Here is a 16,037-nt window from a genome sequence, read left to right as displayed (position 1 = left end):
CAATCTCAGAACCCGGTCAGCACAACCAACACGCCGGCTGCGCACAGTTCGCCCAGCACAGGCGCGGCCACCACGTGCAGTGCATCCGCGGTCACGTCATGTGCCTCGGCCAGCGCCTGCAGGGCGTCATCCACGCGACTACCGTCATCGCCAAAGGCCGACAGCAGCGCATACGCCAGCGGTGCCAGTTCCTCGACCTGCAGCTGGTAGTTCGCCAGGCGGCGCAGCAGCAGAAGCGTCGGCTCGCTGGCGGCGGCATCGTCCAGCGCGGCGTCCTCATGCACCGGCCACTGGTAGCCCAGTACCCGCACCAGCGGCGACAGCGCCAGCACGTCGCTGCCCGCAGGCGTGTACCGCAACGAATGCCCGGCATCGCGCGCTTCGATGTGCAGCGCCTGCTGCGTGCTTTGGTAGTGCGCCAGTTCCGCCGCCCAGCCGGGCAGCGCGAACGCGTCCTGCATGGCCAGCCACGCGGCGAATTCGCCGGCGATCTGCGGGAACAAAGGCGTGTGGCAGGCATGACGTGCGTAGTAGTGTTCGACTGTTTCGCGCCAGCGGGCAGCGCCCAGCTGCGCCTGCAGGCGCGGCAGGCTGCCGGCCAACAGGCTGTCCAGGCTGTCGATGCAGAGGCGGCGATAGACCGCCATCCGCCGTGCTTCGATGCCATTGGGCGCGGGCATCGACGGGTCGCGCACGTGGTCGGCCCAGCGCTGCTGCAGGGTGGCCAGCGACTCAGCCATGGACCATCTCCGGCAGCAGCACCTCGGCCTGGGCCTGGCGGATCTGCGTGACCTCGGCCAGCAGTTCGACCAGCGGCGGGAAGTTGAAATCGCGTTCCAGCAGGGTGGGGCGCACGCCGACACGCGCATAGGCCTCGCGCAGCAGCGCCCAGACCACGCCCTTCACCGGCGCGCCATGGGTGTCGATCTTGAAACCATCGTCCTCGTCGAAGTGGCCGGCCACATGCAGCGAGGCAACGCGATGGCCAGGCACGCGGGCCAGGAAATCGAAGGCGTCGTAGCCATTGTTGCAGGCGTTGACGAAGACATTGTTGACGTCCAGCAGCAGATCGCAGTCGGCTTCGGCCAGTACGGCATTGATGAAATCGATCTCGCTCATGTCCGCACCAGGCACCGCGTAGTAGGAGATGTTCTCCACCGCGATGCGTCGGCCCAGCGTGTCCTGCACCTGCGCGATGCGACCGGCGACGTGGTGCACGGCCTCGGCGGTGAACGGCAGCGGCAGCAGATCGTAGACATGGCCGCCGGCGGCGCAGTAGCTCAGGTGTTCGCTGTACAGCTGCACCTGGTGCAGATCGAGGAAGGCACGGGTCTGCGCGAGCAGCGTGCGATCCAGCGGGTCCGGGCCGCCCAGCGACAGCGACAGGCCGTGGCAGGTCAGGCGATGGCGCTCGCTCAGCTGGCGCAGTGCGGCACCGTGGGCACCGCCGACGCCGATCCAGTTGTCCGGCGACACTTCGAGGAAGTCGACGGCATCGGCCGGCATCGTCAGCAGCTCATCGATCAGGCCACGGCGCAGGCCAAGGCCGGCGCTGGCGGAAGGCAGGGGCAGGGACATGCGCGGTACTCCAGGGCAGAGGCGCCGCCACGAGGGCGGCGCAGTTGAGGGGCAATCAGTCGTTGACGCGGGAGAACAGGCCCTTCGGCATCGGCTTGCCGTGGGCGGTGTAGACGCTGCGCAGGTAGTCGTGCGCTTCCTGTTCGCTGATGTAGCCGTCGTGGTCGGTGTCGATGCGGTCGAATTCGGCGGCACGCTTGGCGGCCACGGCGTTGAACTCGGCACGCGAGACCCGGCCGTCGTGGTCACGGTCGGTACGGGCAAATGAAGCGTCGCCGCACTTGCCTTCGCCACACTGGCCTTCGGCCACCTTGGCCTTGCCGGCGGGCTTGCTGGTGGCGGCCTTGTTGGCGCCGCACTTGCCTTCACCGCACTTGCCTTCGGCGGCGGCGCTCATGGCCACGGCACTGATCGCCAGCGGCTGGATCGCGGCGGCCTGGCCGGCCAGCAGCAGGCCGCCAGCCAGGGCGATGCCGATGGCGCCGATGCGCGGCAGACGGGAAGCAGCGGTGTTCTTGGTCGAGACGGACATGGTGGTGACTCCTTGGATGTGCACGCAGGGCGTGCGGGATGGACGCCGCGGGAAGGCGACGGAATGCGATGCGAGGAAGGGTGGGAAAGGGCGGAGGCGGATCAGGCGCCGCGGCGACGGCGCAGCACATGGGCCAGCAGCAGGGCACCGCCGAGCAGGGCGCCACCGAAGCCGATGCCCGGCAGCAGCGCGGCGACCGGCAGCAGCAGGGCGATCAGGCTGACGCCCCAGCCGAGGCCGTCATTGTGGGCCGTGGCGCGTTGCGGGCCGGCCAGCAGGCGGTCGACGCTGAGCGCGCCGCCACCGTTGAGGATCAGCGGCAGCAGCATGGCCAGGAACAGCAGCGGCAGCTTGAAGTTGCCGTAGCCCTGGTCGGTGATCGCATAGCCCTGCCAGAGTTCGTCCAGGCCGTTCCACTGGTCGGGCCAGTGCACGGCGGCAATCGCGACGATGGTCAGCACCCAGAAGATGTAGGCCACCGAGCGCGTGGCCAGGCCCAGCAGCAGCATCACCGCGCCCACCAGTTCCAGCCAGGTGGCGAGCTGCCAGTTGAGCGAAGCGGGCAGGGTGGAGAACGGGAACGGGAAGCGCCCTTCCAGGTCGGCGAACCAGTTCTGCCCGCCCAGCTTCTCGCGGCCCGATTCAAAAAACTCCCAGGCCAGCAGCGCACGCAGGGCCAGCGGCGAAAGCCAGCGGCCGACGGCATCCAGGCGTGGGGTGTAGAGGGAGGAGGCGGTGCTGATCATGGGTGTGTCCTGCGGGCCGGTGGTCGATGGAGGCCATTTCGGGCCACGCAGGTATCGGCAACGTGTGCCGATGCCCGGGGTTTTGTCAGCGACTGTGGCTGCGGCAGGGGTTTCGTACAGTTGGATACAAAAACGCCGCGTCGGGGTGCATCGGCGGGTTGCGCGCCCGCGTGCGGGGAACCTTGTCCACCCGGCAGCCGAATGTATCCAACTGTAGGAAGCCGCCGCTGTCCTACAGTCCGGTACAACTCGGCGCCGCAGCGAAACAGCACCGATACACCCGCAGGCGGAAATGGCCACTCCCAACACCGGAGCGCACCCCATGATCCGCACCACCCTGCTCACCGCGGCCCTGGCTCTTGCCGGCGCCGCCGCCCCTGCCTTCGCTGCCCAGACCGACGCAAGCGTGCCGCCCACGGTCATCCTGGTTCACGGCGCCTTCGCCGATGGCTCCAGCTGGAACAAGGTCATCAGCACCCTGCAAGACTGGAAGCTGCCTGCGGTGGCCGTGCAGAATCCGCTCACTTCGCTGGCCGAGGATGTGGCGGCTACCCGCCGCGCGATTGCCGCAGCACCCGGCAAGGTGGTGCTGGTCGGCCACAGCTGGGGCGGTACGGTCATCACCGAAGCCGGCAACGACCCCAAGGTGCAGGCGCTGGTCTACGTGGCCGCCTTCGCGCCGGATGTCGGCCAGTCGTCGGCGCAGCAGGGCGAAGGCTTCCCGGTCGGCCCGGGGTTGACCCGCCTGCAGGAGAAGGACGGCTACCTGACCCTGCCGGCGGACGCCATCGCCAAGGACTTCGCACCGGACGTGATGAAGAAGACTACCGCCCTGCTGTACAGCACGCAGGTGCCGTTGAAGGCCAGCGCACTGGGCGAAGCGGTGACCACTGCAGCATGGCGCAGCAAGCCGAGCTGGTATGTGGTCAGCCGCAATGACCGCATGCTGGCGCCGCAGCTGCAGGTCGCCACCGCGCAGCGCATCGGCGCACAGTTGCAGTCGATCGGCAGCAGCCACGTGTCGCTGCTTTCGCACCCGGCGCAGGTGGCCGACAGCATTCTGGAAGCCGCTGGCGTGAAACCCGCCGAGCTGCCGCTGGCCGAGCAGGGAGGCTGAGCAATGGCCACATTCCGTGCCTACACCGTGCCGCTCCTGCTGGCCCTGCTGGGAGGCGCCGCGCTGCTGCTGGCCTGGCCCAGCCCGGAGGCCGGCGCGCAGCCGGCCGGGCCTGCTCCGGCCGCAGGCTTCAACGGCGGTGGGCCGTGGCACAACAGCCCGCCACTCACCCTTGGGCAGCTGCGTGGGCAGGTGGTGCTGGTCGAGTTCTGGACCTATGGCTGCAGCAACTGCCTCAACATCGCACCGTACGTGCACCAATGGCATGCCCGTTACGCACCGAAGGGCCTGCACGTGATCGGCGTGCATACGCCCGAGTTCGCCTATGAGGGCCTGCAGGGCAACGTACGCCATGCGATCCGCCGCCTCGACATCACCTGGCCGGTGGTGCAGGACAACCAGTACCGGATCTGGAACGCCTGGGGCAACCGGTTCTGGCCGGCGCTGTACCTGGTCGACCGGCAGGGTCGGGTGGTCTACCGCCACTACGGCGAAGGCGACTACGCACGTACCGAAAGCGAGATCCAGCGCCTGCTGGCCAGTCCCTGAGCCGCGCTACCATGGCCGCGCCGCGCGGCCTTGTCCTCCGCCTCCATCGAGAACGCAATGAATCACGTACCGCACATCCTTGTCGTCGACGATGACAGCGACATCCGTCAGATGCTGGCCGACTACCTGCAGCGCAATGGCCTGCGCGTCAGCCAGGCCGATGGCGGCCGCGCGATGCGCGCGCTGATGGACACCCATGCGGTGGACCTGGTGGTGCTGGACGTGATGATGCCCGGCGAAGATGGCTTGAGCCTGTGCCGCAACCTGCGTGCCGGCAAGCATCGTGCGGTGCCGGTGGTACTGCTGACTGCCCGCGACGACGAAACCGATCGCATCATCGGCCTGGAAATGGGCGCCGACGACTACGTGACCAAGCCGTTCTCCTCGCGTGAACTGCTGGCACGCATCAACGCGGTGATACGCCGCACGCAGATGCTGCCGCCCAATCTGCAGGTGAGCGAAGCCGGCCGCCAGCTGGCCTTTGGTGACTGGCGCCTGGATACCACCGCGCGTCATCTGCTGGATGCGCAGGATACCGCCTATCCGCTCAGCGGCGCGGAGTTCCGCCTGCTGCGCGTGTTCCTCGACCACGCCAACCGCGTGCTCACCCGCGACCAGCTGCTCAGCCTTACCCAGGGCCGCGATGCCGAACTGTTCGACCGCTCCATCGACCTGCTGGTCAGCCGCGTGCGCCAGCGCCTGGGCGATGATGCGCGTGAGCCCACCTATATCAAGACCGTGCGCAGCGAAGGCTATGTGTTCAGCGCGCCGGTGCAGCTGCTGGGGCCAGAGGAATGAACGCCCGCGCGGGCCGCCTGCTGTGGCCGCGCACGCTGTCGGCGCGCCTGCTGCTGTTGCTGCTGGGCGGGCTGACACTGGCCCACGCGCTGTCCTTTGGGCTGTTGTTCTACGAACGCTACCAGGCCACGCGCAGCATGATGCTGCGCAACCTGGACGAGGATGTGGCAGTGAGCGTGGCCCTGCTGGAACACCTGCCAGCCGATCAGCGCCAAGCCTGGGTGCCGAGGCTGGAGCGGCGCACCTACCGCTACCTGCTGCGCCCGGCAGAGGCCGGGCCCGCACTGGAAACCGATCGGGCGCGCCAGGTCACCGCCATCATCGATGACAGCCTGGAACATCGCTATCCGCTGCAGGCACGCCAGGTGGCACGTCTGCCGGAACGGTTCGAAGTGGAACTGCGCCTGCACGACGGTTCACCGCTGACCATCGAGGTCACGCCATCGGGCCTGCCGCTGGCGCGCTGGCTGCCGGCCGTGCTGCTGGCGCAGCTGGCCCTGCTGCTGTTGTGTGCGTGGCTGGCGGTGCGGCTGGCGCTGCGCCCGCTGCAACAGCTGTCGCACGCCGTGGAGCATCTGCAGCCCGGCAAGGATGCACCGATGCTGGCCGAGGATGGCCCCGCCGAAGTGGCCACGGCGGCGGCTGCGCTCAATGCATTGCAGGCGCGCATCCGGGGTCACGTAAGCGAGCGGCTGCAGATCCTGGCTGCCATCTCGCATGATCTGCAGACGCCGATCACACGCATGAAGCTGCGTGTGGAAACGCTGCCCGATGATGCCACCCAGCAGCGCCTGCTGGATGACCTGGACCACCTGGGGCAACTGGTGCGCGAGGGCGTGGCCTATGCGCGCAGCAGCCACGTGGCCAGTGGCGCGCCGGTGGCGATGGATCTTGGCGCGTTCCTGGCCAGCGTGGTGGGCGACTATGAAGACATGGGCAAGCCGGTCAGCGGTGGCGCGCCTGCGGGCCTGACCGTGCAGACCTGGCCGCAGCCGCTGCGGCGGGTGATTGGCAACCTGGTGGACAACGCTCTGCGCTATGCCGGCAGCGCCGAGATCGATGCCGGTCGCGATGCCGCAGGCAGGGCGTGGATCAGCGTGTCTGATCGTGGGCCGGGAATTCCCGAGTACCAGCTGCAGGCGGTGCTGGCGCCGTTCCATCGACTGGAAAGCTCGCGCAACCGCGATACCGGCGGCACCGGCCTGGGCCTGGCCATCGCCGTGCAATTGGCGCAGTCGCTGGGCGGCTCGCTGAAGCTGCGCAATCGCGAGGGCGGTGGCCTGCAGGCGGTGCTGCAGCTGCCGGGGTAACCGGCGGGGTCAGAACCCTGTTTGAGAGCATCCACGCATGGCGTGAATCTACCGCGCTGATTGCATTCCCGCATGACTGCGGGATCGGCGATCATCTGCAGCGAGTGTTGAAATCAGGGAGCACCACGCAATGCAGGGACGCCATCATTCAACCGGACGCGCGCGCCGTGTCGCGCTGCTGATCGGTTCACTGTTGCTGGCGGCCTGCCAGCGCACGCCAGACGTACCGGGCGAACAGACGTCTGCGGGTACACCGGCCGTGGTGCCGACCACCCGCACCGACCTCTCTCCGCTGCTGGATGCGCTGCCGACCTGTGCACTCGACGGCTGGTACATCGATCAACAAACCGAGCATCCGGCCCATGCCTGGCTGGCCGCGAACACGCCGAAACCCTGCAAGGTGGACGAAGAGAACGAGATCGCCACGTTCTGCGTGCGGGGGCAATGGAAAGGCCTTCCGGTGCAAGAGGTGATCCTGCCGACGATGACGTTCGTTTCGTTCCGCGGGGCGAAGATCGGCCTGCCACTGGAGAGGGCGCGTCCCATCGTCCGCCAGCACTTCGGACAGGAATTCCCGGGCGGCACGGCCTACGAGGAAGGCCAAGAGCCGAAGCTGATGGCCGATCCCGAGGATGCGCAACAGTCGTGGCTGCTGTGCAGCACGCCGGAGCCGGGTGACGATGCGGGTAGCTTGGGAAGCGTCAGCTATTCCGGCATGAGCCTGCCCTACGACCATGACGGTTGCAGTTACCGCTACAGCCCGGTCGACTTCTGCGACGCGCAGCACCGGGCGCGCATCGAGGAGGCACTTCGCATCGAATCGCCCAATTTCAATCAGCACTATCTGCTGGTACAGGTCGATGATCGCCCCGAATTCTTCCAGCGCTCGGTGGTGCTGGTCGACACCCGTACCGGCCAAGCCACGCCACTGCCGATCGACGCCTTCACCGGACCTGCGGGGAAGGGGGGCGACGCCGTCCGCTACGGGACGCTTGAGACGGGCGTGGACCAGCAGCAGTTCTGTCTGGATGGCGCGCTGCTGGTCTACCGCGTGTTCGAGGAAGGGCGGTTCTGCTTCGGCTTTGACGGTGAGCGCTTCACTGGCCATCAGACGCAATACATGCAGGCGATGGATGACCGATGACCGATGACCGGTACTTCACTCCAGCCATGACACGCTGCGTCGAACCTGCATCCACGGGAGCGAGGCTGTTGAAGGCGAATACGCAATGACCGCGGCGCGGCAGCGCTCGATGTGGGTGGCTGGCCTGTCCACGGTGGTGGAGTGGTACGACTTCACCCTGTACCTGTACTTCGCCACGGTGCTGTCGCGGGTGTTCTTCGGCGGCGGCGAGCAGGCCATGCTGGTCACCCTGGCCGGTTTCGCGGTGTCCTACCTGATGCGTCCGCTCGGTGCGCTGTGCTTCGGTCACCTGGGTGACCGGCTGGGCCGGCGCTGGATGCTGCTGGCTTCGATGGCGCTGATGGCGGCTGCCATGCTGGCCACCGCGCTGCTGCCGACAGCCGCGACCGCCGGTGCGACTGCCGGCGTGCTGCTGTTGATCCTGCGCTGCCTGATGGCGTTCTCGGTGGGCGGTGAATACACCGGTGTGGTCGCTTACCTGCTGGAAAGTGCACCGGCGCGACGGCGTGGCCTGGTCACTTCGTTGGCGTCAGCGGCCAGCGAAGTGGGCGCATTGCTGGCCGTGGCAATCTCAGCAGCCACCGTGGCGCTGTTGCCTGCGCCGCAGCTGGACAGCTGGGGTTGGCGTATCCCGTTCTTCTTCGGCGCAGCGCTGGCACTGGTGATCCTGATCGCGCGTTCGGGCATGCACGAATCGCCGGAGTTCGAACGGCAGCGACGCGAAGGCAGCATTCCAGCCACGCCGCTGCGGCATGTCCTGCGCAACCATCCTGGCGCCGTGGCGCGTACCTTCGCGATTTCCGCGCTGGGTTCGATCACCTACTACGTGGGCATCACCTACGTGCCGGCGTTCCTGCATGCGCAGGGACATGACGAAGGCGATGCGCTGTGGCTGTCAACCATTGCCGCCGTGGCGGTGATCGCGATCACCCCGCTGTGTGGCGCGTTGTCCGATCGCTTCGGGCGGCGCCCGCTGCTGCTGGCGCTGACGGTGCTTTCGGCGCTGTTGCCCTTGTCGATGTTCGGTTGGATGGCGACTGCTGCGCCATTGGGTATCGCACTTGCGGCGGTGGTGCTGGCCTGCGTGGCCGGCGGTATCAGTGCCGTGGCGGCACCAGCCACGGCAGAACAGTTCCCGGGCGAGGGCCGGGTCAGCGGATTGGCGCTGGGGGTGACCATGGCCACCGCCGTGTTCGGCGGGGCAACGCCGTGGCTGGCGCAATGGTGGGTGGAACGCAGCGGCTGGGCGGCGGCGCCGGGGGCGATGATCGCGCTGGTGGCAGTGCTGGTGCTGCCGGTGCTGTGGACGCTGCCAGAGACCGCGCCGAAGACCCGCCCCGTGTCCCGGGGCGGGCAGTGAGCGCTTAGACCTTCAGGGTCTGCTCGATGTCGGCCAGCACCGCAGCCGCATCCACGCCAATGGCAATCGACTGCAGCACGTGGCCGTCCCACACGCTGGGGCCGAAGCCCATGCCTTCCGGCTTCGGAATGGTCATGCCACGGGCAACGCCGTCGGTGGCCACGCGCACGCTGGCACGCTCGAACTGGAACAGCTCCGGGCGGGTCAACGCGATGCAGGCGCAGCAGTCGTGCACGACCATGCCCTTGTGGCCGGCCTGCAGGTAGAAGTCGACGTAGTCCTGCGACAGGGCGCGGACCAGTTCGGCATCGGCGCCACCGATCGCGGCCAGCTTGTCCAGGCCGTCACGGTCCATTTCCACGCGGGTGGTCACGTCCAGGCCGATGGCGGTCACCGGCCAATGGGCGGTGAACACGATGTCGGCGGCTTCAGCATCGCCCCAGATGTTGGCTTCGGCCGCCGGGGTGATGTTGCCGTTGACATGGAACGCACCGCCCATCAGCACCACGCCACGCACCAGGCCAGCGATGTCCGGGGCCTGCTGCAGGGCCAGCGCCAGGTTGGTCATGCGGCCGACCGCCACCAGAGTCACTTCGCCCGGATGGGCGCGGACCAGGTCGATGATCAGCTGGTGGGCCGGGCGGCTGTCGGCGGCCACATCCAGGGCCTCCGGCACCGGGTGGTTGCCCAAGCCGTTGTGGCCATGGATGTGCACCGGCCAGGCTTCCGGGGTGGCTTCGGGCTGCAGCGGGCCTTCAGCGCCACGCGCGATCGGCGCGGACAGGCCCCAGGCCTGCTTCAGGTACAGCGCATTGTGGGTGGTCGACTCCACCGAGGCATTGCCGAAGGTGGTGGTGACGCCGATCAGGTCGATCTGCGGGTGCTTGTGCAGGTACAGCAGCGCCAGCGCGTCGTCGACGCCCGGGTCGGTATCGAAAATGACTTTCAGCATGTTGTTGTTCTTCTTCTTCCGTGTGGTGCAGGGGGGCCGGCGGCCCCGAGGGCAGGCCGGCGCGCCCTACATTGTCCCATCTTCATGACAGGCAGGGCGAACTGGCGGCGGTGGTATTGTCTGCGGGCCCTCACCCGTCGCAAGGAGCTGCGCCATGTTGGCTGTGACCCTCGTCCTGATCGCCCTGGTGCTGGGGCTGAACCTGGTGGCCAGCTTCGTGGTGCTGGGGCGCGACGACCTTCCCGTCAGCAGCCGTGCCGGGCAGCTGCTGGTGGTATGGCTGCTGCCTCTGGTCGGAGCGATCCTGTGCATGGCGATGGCTACTGCCGATGGCTCACCCGCACGGCACGATGGCAGCGGCGGTGGGCCTGCCGATTTCTCCGGCGGCTATTCCGGAGACAGCAACAGCCACCACAGCTACAGCAGTTCGGACTGCAGCAGCGGCGACAGCGGTGGGGGCGGTGACGGCGGCAGCTGCGGCGGTGGCGATTGAGGCGGGTTTCCAGGTTGCCGGCCAGCGGCCGGCACTACCGTGACTTGGCCTCGCCCTGGTAATACCGGCCGCTGGTCGGCAACCCCTTGAACTCAGCTTCCGCCCTCGGTCGGCAACGGCGCCGGCACGTTCAACAATCCACCGCTGGCCACATACGCGGCCAAGGCCTGGCCCTGGCTGAGCAGGTGGCGCTCCATCGTGCGTTCGGCGGCTGCGGCATCGCGCTGGCGGAAGCAGTCCATCAATTCGCGGTGTTCGGCCAGCGACTGCGCGGTGCGCCCCGGGGCCAACAGCTGGCGGCCGCGATGCATCTTCAGGATGCGGTGCAGGTCGTGGGTGATGCGGATCAACCACGGGTTGCCGGCGTAGTGCTGCACCGTCTCGTGGATGAGGTAGTTGTTGCGGTAGTACTCGGCGATGTTGCCGTCTGCGGCCGCCGTTTCCATCGCTGCGTGCAGCTCTTCCAGCTGCTGCACGCCGGCGTCGTCGATATGCTTGACCGCTTCATGCGCGCAGCGGCCTTCGAGCATCGCCATCACCGGGAACAGCTGGTTGAGATCTTCCAGCGTGAGCCGGGTGACCCGCGCACCGCGGCCCGCATCGATCTGCACCAGGCCTTCAGCGGCGAGCAGCTTCAACGCCTCTCGCAGTGGTGTGCGGCTGATGCCCAGTTCCTCGCACAGCGCCGGTTCGTCGATCCACTCGCCCGGGGGCAGGCGGTAGTCGTAGATCCGCTCGCGCACATGTTCGGCCACCTCTTCGTACAGAGGGGCACGCTTCTTCGGTGTACGCGGAGCGGGAGCGATGGCCATGCGCAAAGTGTAACGCCAGGTGGTGCCGGCCGCTGGCAGGCACCACCGCATGGCGTCTACATCCAGCCCGGCACCACGAACACCAGCCAGGCCAGCAGCGGGCCGAATGCCACCACCAGGCCGCTGTAGACCAGGAAGCGGCGGAACAGCGTTTCGCGTTCTTCCTTCGCGGCAGAGGCCACTACCAGTGCGCCGTTGGTCGAGAACGGACTGACATCGACGATGGTGGAGGACACGGCCAACGCACAGATCACGCCGGCGGCACTCAGATGACCCTGCATCAGGAACGGCACCGCCAGTGGGATGGTGGCACCCAGCACCGCTGCCGACGAAGCGAATGCGGAGACGATGCCACCCACGTAGCAGACCAGCAACGCGCCCAGCAGCGGGATACCGATGCTGGAGACGCCGTGGCCGATGAAGTCCACGGCACCGGCATGTTCCAGCACGCCGATGTAGGTGACCACGCCGCAGATCAGCAGCACCGTGGACCAGCTGATGCCATCCACCGCACCCTTCTGGCTCTGCGGCGACAGCAGTGCCAGCACCACCGCAACGGTGATCGAGACCAGGCCGACATTGAGGTTGTAGATCAGCGCGGCCACGCCCAGGCCGAGCAGGCCGACCAGGGTGAACAACCGCTCGCGGGTCATGCCCACCGCATCCAGTGCCACCGGATCGTTGGAGAGGGTGCCGCCGCCGGCAGCGACCAATGCACCGTGGCCCTCGATGGCGAACTGCCGCGACGAGGCCTGCGGACCACCGGCCATCGCCAGTTCCGCCGTCCCAACCGTGCCCGCAGCAGTGATCGAACCGCGACGCAGCAGCGCGATGCCGCCGAAGGCGAAGAAGCAGATCGTCGCCATCATGAAGTTGAAGCCGAGGCTGGTCAGGAACACCGCCATTTCGGTGACTTCCAGCCCGGCCTTCTGCACCACGCCGTTGGTGATGCTGCCGTACACGCTGATCGGCGAGAAGCCGCCCGCCTGAGCACCATGAATCACCAGCAGGCCCATCATCAGCGGATTGATGTTGTACTGCTTGGCAAAGCGCAGCGCGACCGGGCCGATGATCGCCACCGCGGCCGGGCCCAGCGCACCGAAGGCAGTCAGCACGGCGGTGATCACGAACATCACCCACGGGATGGCCACGATATGGCCGCGTACCGCTTTGACCGCCCAGTGCACCAGCAGATCGATGGTGCCGTTCTTCTGCGCGATGGCGAACAGGTAGGTGATGCCGACCAGGGTCAGGAACAGGTCGCCCGGGAAGCCGGCGAGGACTTCCTTGCCTCCCATGTCGACCCACAGCCCGCCGACAATGAAGGCCAGCGCGAAGGCGACGGCACCCATGTTGATCGGCATCGCGGTGGCGACGATGAACATGATCACCAGACCGATGATCGTTGCAATTTGTGGAGTCATGCGCCCTCCCAGACACCTGATTCGCGTACTGCACGGATGGAAGCCCGCCATCCCGGGGTATGGCCTGTTACGTATTGCGCGTTACGTACTGCTCAAACCCATTACTGCAGCCGCTGCAGCGCGCTGCGGACCCACACCGCCGCGCCGTCCAGGCTCTGGAATTCCTCGACCGCGCGCACTTCGCAGCACGGATAGGCCGGTGCGATCATGCGTGCCAGTGCGTTGCCCGGGCCCAGCTGCAGGAACACCCGCGCGCCGCGCTCGAAGGCCTGGCGCATCACCTGTGCCCATTCGATGGTCTGCGCCAGCTGCGCGGACAGCGTATGCACCGTCGTCGTGGTGTCGCGCACCGGCCGTGCATCGATGCCGGCCAGCAGCGGCAGGCGAGGGGCATGCAGGGTGGTCGCCTGCAGCGCCGCAGCAAACGGTTCGACTGCCGCCAACAGTAGTGGCGTGTGCGCTGGCACATGCACCGGCAGTGGGCGTACCTCTGCGCCCTGCGCGTGCGCGGCAGCGGCCACTGATTGCAGGGGCTGCTGCGTGCCGCCGATGATGAAATGATCTGCGCCATTGGCGATGGCCACATACGCGCCGTGCGCATCACATAGGGGCTGCAGCGTCTGTCGATCCAGGCCGAGGATCGCCTGCATACCTGCACCGGTGGGACTGACGGTATCCATCAGGTGCGCGCGCTGGGCCGACAGAGAAAGGCAGGTGGTGGCATCGAAACTGCCAGCAATGGCGTGCGCCGCCAGTTCGCCGATGCTGTACCCGGCCACCGCGATCGGGTTCGGCATGGCATCGCGCAGGACAAGCCACTGCGCGATGCTGGCGGCGCACAGCAGCGGTTGCGCCTGTGCGTTGTCGAAGCGATTGTCGGCGGCTGCGGCAGCGAACACGTCGCGTCCCAGCACGTCACCCGCCGCGTCCAGTACCGCGCGTGCAGCGGCGATGCCACGCACGTGGTCGAACATCGCCGGATGCTGTGCACCTTGTCCCGGGCAGAGCAGGGCCAGGCTCATGCGCCCTCCTGCTGCAGCAGGAACCAGGCACAAGCCAGCAGATCGGCACTGCCTCCGGGGCTGAGTCGCCGCTCCACGAATGCATCGCCGATGGACTGCAGGCGCATGCGCCAGTCCGGCGCGAAGGCGCCGCCCGAGGAAAGGAATGCGCTGGCTTGTTGCTGCGCCCAGCGAAGCCCTTCGGCGCCACCCCGGTGCAGCAGGTTCAGATCGTCTACCTGTGCCATCAGCTGCATCAGCGTCTGGCACAGCGCGGCGTCGCGGGACAGGCCACTGTCCAGCGCATGGCGCAGGGTAGGCAGGGCCAGCTCGCGCAGCACCGGGTAGCCGGCGGCAGCCTGCTCGCGCACACCGCTGACCCCATGGCGTGCACGCGCGCGCTGTCCCGGGCTGTGCGGGTCCAGCGGAGCTGCGATGAGCGCGTCGTTCCACTGCTGGACCGCCAGGCACACCTGGGCGCCGGACACGGCCTGGCCATGCGCGCGCCGGCACGCCGCAGCGGCGGCCACCAGCAGGCCAAGGCTGAAGATGGCACCGCGATGGGTGTTGATGCCGGCGGTGGCGGCCAGCATGGCCGCTTCGGCGGCAATGCCGTGATCGCGCAGCACCGTGAACGAGGTCCCCGCGGCACCGGCCCTGGCTACCGCAGTGAAGTAGTGACGCAGCGCGAACAGACTGCGCAGGAAGGTGCTGGCATCCATGTCGTCATGGCTGCCGCTGTTGAACGGCGTCACCAGGCCGGGTTTCGGCGCGCAGGCCAGCTCGGCGTGCAGGCTGGCAATGGCCAGCCGCCCCAAGCGTGCGCTGTCGACCACTGCGTCGCATGCAGGCAACAGCTGCCGGGCGGCGATCATGCGGTCACCTCGCACGTGTCGAACAGCGCATCGCGCGCTTCCAGTGCGGCTCCATCCAGGCGTTTCACCAGCACCTGGCGACTGCGGCCGGCAAGTTCGCGCCAGTTCACCGCGCCGCCATCGGGCAGGCACAGTTCGCCATCGAGGCGATGTGGATAACGGGCCTCCCATGCCAGCAACTGCGCGATCAGCGCTTCGGCCTGCGCGGCATCGGTCACCTGCCACAGCAGGTCGATGTCCGAACGCTCATGAACGTAGGGCAGGGCAGTCAGCCATTGCCAGGCGAAGGCGCCAAATACCCGGGCCGGGGCCAGCGCCTGCAGGTCGTGCAGTGATTCCAGCCACGCCTGCGGAACAACGGCATCGCCAGCTGCCAGCAGCGCACTCAATGCCGGCGGTGGGCGCATGAGGGCTACGTCGTGCAGCGGCACGCGCAACGACAAGCGCTGCTTGCCCTCGGCCGGTGGCAACGGGATGCCCAATCGCAGTCGCGGATCGGGATCATCCGCTGCACGACGCGCCACTACCGCAGGCAAGCCCTGCGCCAACCATGCGGCAAGGCGCGGCTCGTGCGTGGGCATGTCTGCCCGCCAATCGGCGTCAGCCGACAGCCAGACCAGCGTGTGCCGGGCAGGCCGCTCAGGCATTGCCCTGGCTCACAGCCGCGGCCACCTGCGCAGCCAACGTGCGGCCACCGCGTTCGGCACCCAGCGCGGCGCGATGGTCTCCGTCGGCGGGGGCACGCAGTGCGTCCAGCAGGTGACGCGCCAGGTCGCCATCCCACAGCGATTGCACCGCGCCCATCGACACATAGTTCTCCACGCCCGGCGCGAACACCGGCGAGGTCAGGCTCAGCGCCTGCAGTTTTTCCAACGGCTGCTTGGTCACCCGTGCCATCGCGCGCAGGTCCATCACCCGCACCTGCGCATCGGGCAGGGCATGGATGTGGTCGGCCATCAGCCCGAACGACAGGAAGCCGCCGCTGACCGATTCGCCATAGACCAGCGTGACCAGGCGCGCACCACGACGGCGGGCCAGGTCCAGGGTCTGTGCGAGGTGGGCGAAGTAGCCGTTGATGCCCAGCAGCTCATCGCGGCGCGCCAGCCGCTGGCCTGCGGTATCGACCAGCATCACGATGGGGCGCTGTGGATGCGCAGCGGTGCTGGCCAGCACGGTATCGGCCAGCAGCAGGGCGTGGTCCACGCCCACTTCGATCCTGTCGGTGGTGCCGATCACGGTCACCTCGCCGTCGTCGGTGGTCGCTGTACCGGTCAGTACCGAATCGTTCACCGCGATTGCATGGCCATGCGGGAACAGCGCGTCCAGCAGCGTAGTCAATGGCATGC

At 67.8% G+C, this 16,037-nt stretch carries 18 protein-coding genes; 7 read left to right on the top strand and 11 right to left on the bottom strand.

Annotation, left to right across the window (positions count from 1 at the left end; genetic code table 11):
• Positions 1-5: 5 nt before the first annotated feature.
• From HUT07_RS13950 to HUT07_RS13935, 4 genes are all read right to left on the bottom strand, one after another.
• Entirely contained in the window at positions 6-740 is a 735-nt protein-coding gene (locus HUT07_RS13950) for a putative DNA-binding domain-containing protein (protein WP_176021429.1), read from the bottom strand.
• Positions 733-1,578 carry a DUF692 domain-containing protein gene (locus HUT07_RS13945; RefSeq protein ID WP_176021428.1) on the bottom strand — a complete coding sequence of 282 codons (846 nt, stop codon included), beginning with the start codon at positions 1,576-1,578 and terminating at the stop codon, positions 733-735. Before HUT07_RS13945 ends, HUT07_RS13950 begins: the two co-directional genes overlap by 8 nt.
• A 55-nt stretch (positions 1,579-1,633) precedes the next feature.
• The gene (locus tag HUT07_RS13940) at positions 1,634-2,110 is read right to left on the bottom strand and encodes an EF-hand domain-containing protein (protein WP_176021427.1); all 477 of its coding nucleotides are present in this window, start codon (positions 2,108-2,110) and stop codon (positions 1,634-1,636) included.
• 101 nt (positions 2,111-2,211) lie between these two features.
• The gene (locus tag HUT07_RS13935) at positions 2,212-2,856 is read right to left on the bottom strand and encodes a DoxX family protein (RefSeq protein ID WP_176021426.1); all 645 of its coding nucleotides are present in this window, start codon (positions 2,854-2,856) and stop codon (positions 2,212-2,214) included.
• Positions 2,857-3,178: 322 nt separating this feature from the next.
• Between HUT07_RS13935 and HUT07_RS13930 the strand changes: the two genes are divergently transcribed.
• The 6 genes from HUT07_RS13930 to HUT07_RS13905 all read left to right on the top strand — a co-directional run bounded on the left by HUT07_RS13930 (position 3,179) and on the right by HUT07_RS13905 (position 9,134).
• A complete protein-coding gene (locus HUT07_RS13930; RefSeq protein WP_176021425.1) occupies positions 3,179-3,973 on the top strand; it encodes an alpha/beta hydrolase in 795 nt (264 codons plus the stop codon).
• Positions 3,974-3,976: 3 nt separating this feature from the next.
• Complete coding sequence (locus HUT07_RS13925; RefSeq protein WP_176021424.1) at positions 3,977-4,522, top strand: redoxin family protein; 546 nt, start codon at positions 3,977-3,979, stop codon at positions 4,520-4,522.
• A gap of 57 nt (positions 4,523-4,579) precedes the next feature.
• Positions 4,580-5,320: a response regulator transcription factor gene (locus HUT07_RS13920; RefSeq protein WP_176021423.1), complete on the top strand. Its 741-nt coding sequence runs from the start codon at positions 4,580-4,582 to the stop codon at positions 5,318-5,320.
• On the top strand, positions 5,317-6,630 hold the full coding sequence (locus HUT07_RS13915) for a HAMP domain-containing sensor histidine kinase (protein ID WP_176021422.1): 1,314 nt from the start codon (positions 5,317-5,319) through the stop codon (positions 6,628-6,630). Before HUT07_RS13920 ends, HUT07_RS13915 begins: the two co-directional genes overlap by 4 nt.
• Positions 6,631-6,760: 130 nt before the next feature.
• Positions 6,761-7,774: a hypothetical protein gene (locus HUT07_RS13910; RefSeq protein ID WP_176021421.1), complete on the top strand. Its 1,014-nt coding sequence runs from the start codon at positions 6,761-6,763 to the stop codon at positions 7,772-7,774.
• Between the two features lie 85 nt (positions 7,775-7,859).
• On the top strand, positions 7,860-9,134 hold the full coding sequence (locus HUT07_RS13905) for an MFS transporter (RefSeq protein ID WP_176021420.1): 1,275 nt from the start codon (positions 7,860-7,862) through the stop codon (positions 9,132-9,134).
• Between the two features lie 4 nt (positions 9,135-9,138).
• On the opposite strand, the gene HUT07_RS13900 is transcribed toward HUT07_RS13905, so the two are convergent.
• Complete coding sequence (locus HUT07_RS13900; protein ID WP_176021419.1) at positions 9,139-10,086, bottom strand: nucleoside hydrolase; 948 nt, start codon at positions 10,084-10,086, stop codon at positions 9,139-9,141.
• A gap of 154 nt (positions 10,087-10,240) precedes the next feature.
• Here HUT07_RS13900 and HUT07_RS13895 point away from each other — a divergent pair, with 154 nt between their 5' ends.
• Positions 10,241-10,579 carry a hypothetical protein gene (locus HUT07_RS13895; protein ID WP_176021418.1) on the top strand — a complete coding sequence of 113 codons (339 nt, stop codon included), beginning with the start codon at positions 10,241-10,243 and terminating at the stop codon, positions 10,577-10,579.
• Positions 10,580-10,671: 92 nt separating this feature from the next.
• Here the strand turns inward: HUT07_RS13895 and HUT07_RS13890 are convergent, their stop codons facing one another.
• From HUT07_RS13890 to mdcE, 6 genes are all read right to left on the bottom strand, one after another.
• Positions 10,672-11,391, bottom strand: coding sequence for a GntR family transcriptional regulator (locus HUT07_RS13890; protein ID WP_176021417.1), 720 nt, complete (start codon positions 11,389-11,391; stop codon positions 10,672-10,674).
• 56 nt (positions 11,392-11,447) lie between these two features.
• The gene (locus tag HUT07_RS13885; protein WP_176021416.1) at positions 11,448-12,815 is read right to left on the bottom strand and encodes an SLC13 family permease; all 1,368 of its coding nucleotides are present in this window, start codon (positions 12,813-12,815) and stop codon (positions 11,448-11,450) included.
• Between the two features lie 101 nt (positions 12,816-12,916).
• On the bottom strand, positions 12,917-13,837 hold the full coding sequence (mdcH, locus tag HUT07_RS13880) for a malonate decarboxylase subunit epsilon (RefSeq protein ID WP_176021415.1): 921 nt from the start codon (positions 13,835-13,837) through the stop codon (positions 12,917-12,919).
• Positions 13,834-14,691: a triphosphoribosyl-dephospho-CoA synthase MdcB gene (gene mdcB, locus HUT07_RS13875; RefSeq protein WP_176021414.1), complete on the bottom strand. Its 858-nt coding sequence runs from the start codon at positions 14,689-14,691 to the stop codon at positions 13,834-13,836. Before mdcB ends, mdcH begins: the two co-directional genes overlap by 4 nt.
• On the bottom strand, positions 14,688-15,338 hold the full coding sequence (mdcG, locus tag HUT07_RS13870; protein WP_176021413.1) for a malonate decarboxylase holo-[acyl-carrier-protein] synthase: 651 nt from the start codon (positions 15,336-15,338) through the stop codon (positions 14,688-14,690). The genes mdcB and mdcG overlap by 4 nt, the downstream gene beginning before the upstream one ends.
• Positions 15,331-16,035 (bottom strand): biotin-independent malonate decarboxylase subunit gamma, encoded by a 705-nt coding sequence (gene mdcE, locus HUT07_RS13865; RefSeq protein WP_176022556.1) that lies wholly within the window; start codon positions 16,033-16,035, stop codon positions 15,331-15,333. The genes mdcG and mdcE overlap by 8 nt, the downstream gene beginning before the upstream one ends.
• Positions 16,036-16,037 lie beyond the last annotated feature (2 nt).

Origin of the sequence: Stenotrophomonas sp. NA06056 (assembly GCF_013364355.1) — a bacterium.
Classification (GTDB): domain Bacteria; phylum Pseudomonadota; class Gammaproteobacteria; order Xanthomonadales; family Xanthomonadaceae; genus Stenotrophomonas.
This window is presented reverse-complemented; position numbering and strand designations above follow the sequence as displayed.

What these genes read in the sequence shown, in the direction of transcription:
- HUT07_RS13900 (WP_176021419.1), bottom strand. Translation starts at nt 10,086, where the DNA reads ATGCTGAAAGTCATTTTCGATACCGACCCGGGCGTCGACGACGCGCTG.
- HUT07_RS13885 (WP_176021416.1), bottom strand. Translation starts at nt 12,815, where the DNA reads ATGACTCCACAAATTGCAACGATCATCGGTCTGGTGATCATGTTCATC.
- HUT07_RS13940 (WP_176021427.1), bottom strand. Translation starts at nt 2,110, where the DNA reads ATGTCCGTCTCGACCAAGAACACCGCTGCTTCCCGTCTGCCGCGCATC.
- HUT07_RS13895 (WP_176021418.1), top strand. Translation starts at nt 10,241, where the DNA reads ATGTTGGCTGTGACCCTCGTCCTGATCGCCCTGGTGCTGGGGCTGAAC.
- HUT07_RS13935 (WP_176021426.1), bottom strand. Translation starts at nt 2,856, where the DNA reads ATGATCAGCACCGCCTCCTCCCTCTACACCCCACGCCTGGATGCCGTC.
- HUT07_RS13950 (WP_176021429.1), bottom strand. Translation starts at nt 740, where the DNA reads ATGGCTGAGTCGCTGGCCACCCTGCAGCAGCGCTGGGCCGACCACGTG.
- HUT07_RS13930 (WP_176021425.1), top strand. Translation starts at nt 3,179, where the DNA reads ATGATCCGCACCACCCTGCTCACCGCGGCCCTGGCTCTTGCCGGCGCC.
- HUT07_RS13905 (WP_176021420.1), top strand. Translation starts at nt 7,860, where the DNA reads ATGACCGCGGCGCGGCAGCGCTCGATGTGGGTGGCTGGCCTGTCCACG.
- mdcH (WP_176021415.1), bottom strand. Translation starts at nt 13,837, where the DNA reads ATGAGCCTGGCCCTGCTCTGCCCGGGACAAGGTGCACAGCATCCGGCG.
- mdcG (WP_176021413.1), bottom strand. Translation starts at nt 15,338, where the DNA reads ATGCCTGAGCGGCCTGCCCGGCACACGCTGGTCTGGCTGTCGGCTGAC.
- HUT07_RS13910 (WP_176021421.1), top strand. Translation starts at nt 6,761, where the DNA reads ATGCAGGGACGCCATCATTCAACCGGACGCGCGCGCCGTGTCGCGCTG.
- HUT07_RS13915 (WP_176021422.1), top strand. Translation starts at nt 5,317, where the DNA reads ATGAACGCCCGCGCGGGCCGCCTGCTGTGGCCGCGCACGCTGTCGGCG.
- mdcB (WP_176021414.1), bottom strand. Translation starts at nt 14,691, where the DNA reads ATGATCGCCGCCCGGCAGCTGTTGCCTGCATGCGACGCAGTGGTCGAC.
- HUT07_RS13925 (WP_176021424.1), top strand. Translation starts at nt 3,977, where the DNA reads ATGGCCACATTCCGTGCCTACACCGTGCCGCTCCTGCTGGCCCTGCTG.
- HUT07_RS13945 (WP_176021428.1), bottom strand. Translation starts at nt 1,578, where the DNA reads ATGTCCCTGCCCCTGCCTTCCGCCAGCGCCGGCCTTGGCCTGCGCCGT.
- mdcE (WP_176022556.1), bottom strand. Translation starts at nt 16,035, where the DNA reads ATGCCATTGACTACGCTGCTGGACGCGCTGTTCCCGCATGGCCATGCA.
- HUT07_RS13920 (WP_176021423.1), top strand. Translation starts at nt 4,580, where the DNA reads ATGAATCACGTACCGCACATCCTTGTCGTCGACGATGACAGCGACATC.
- HUT07_RS13890 (WP_176021417.1), bottom strand. Translation starts at nt 11,391, where the DNA reads ATGGCCATCGCTCCCGCTCCGCGTACACCGAAGAAGCGTGCCCCTCTG.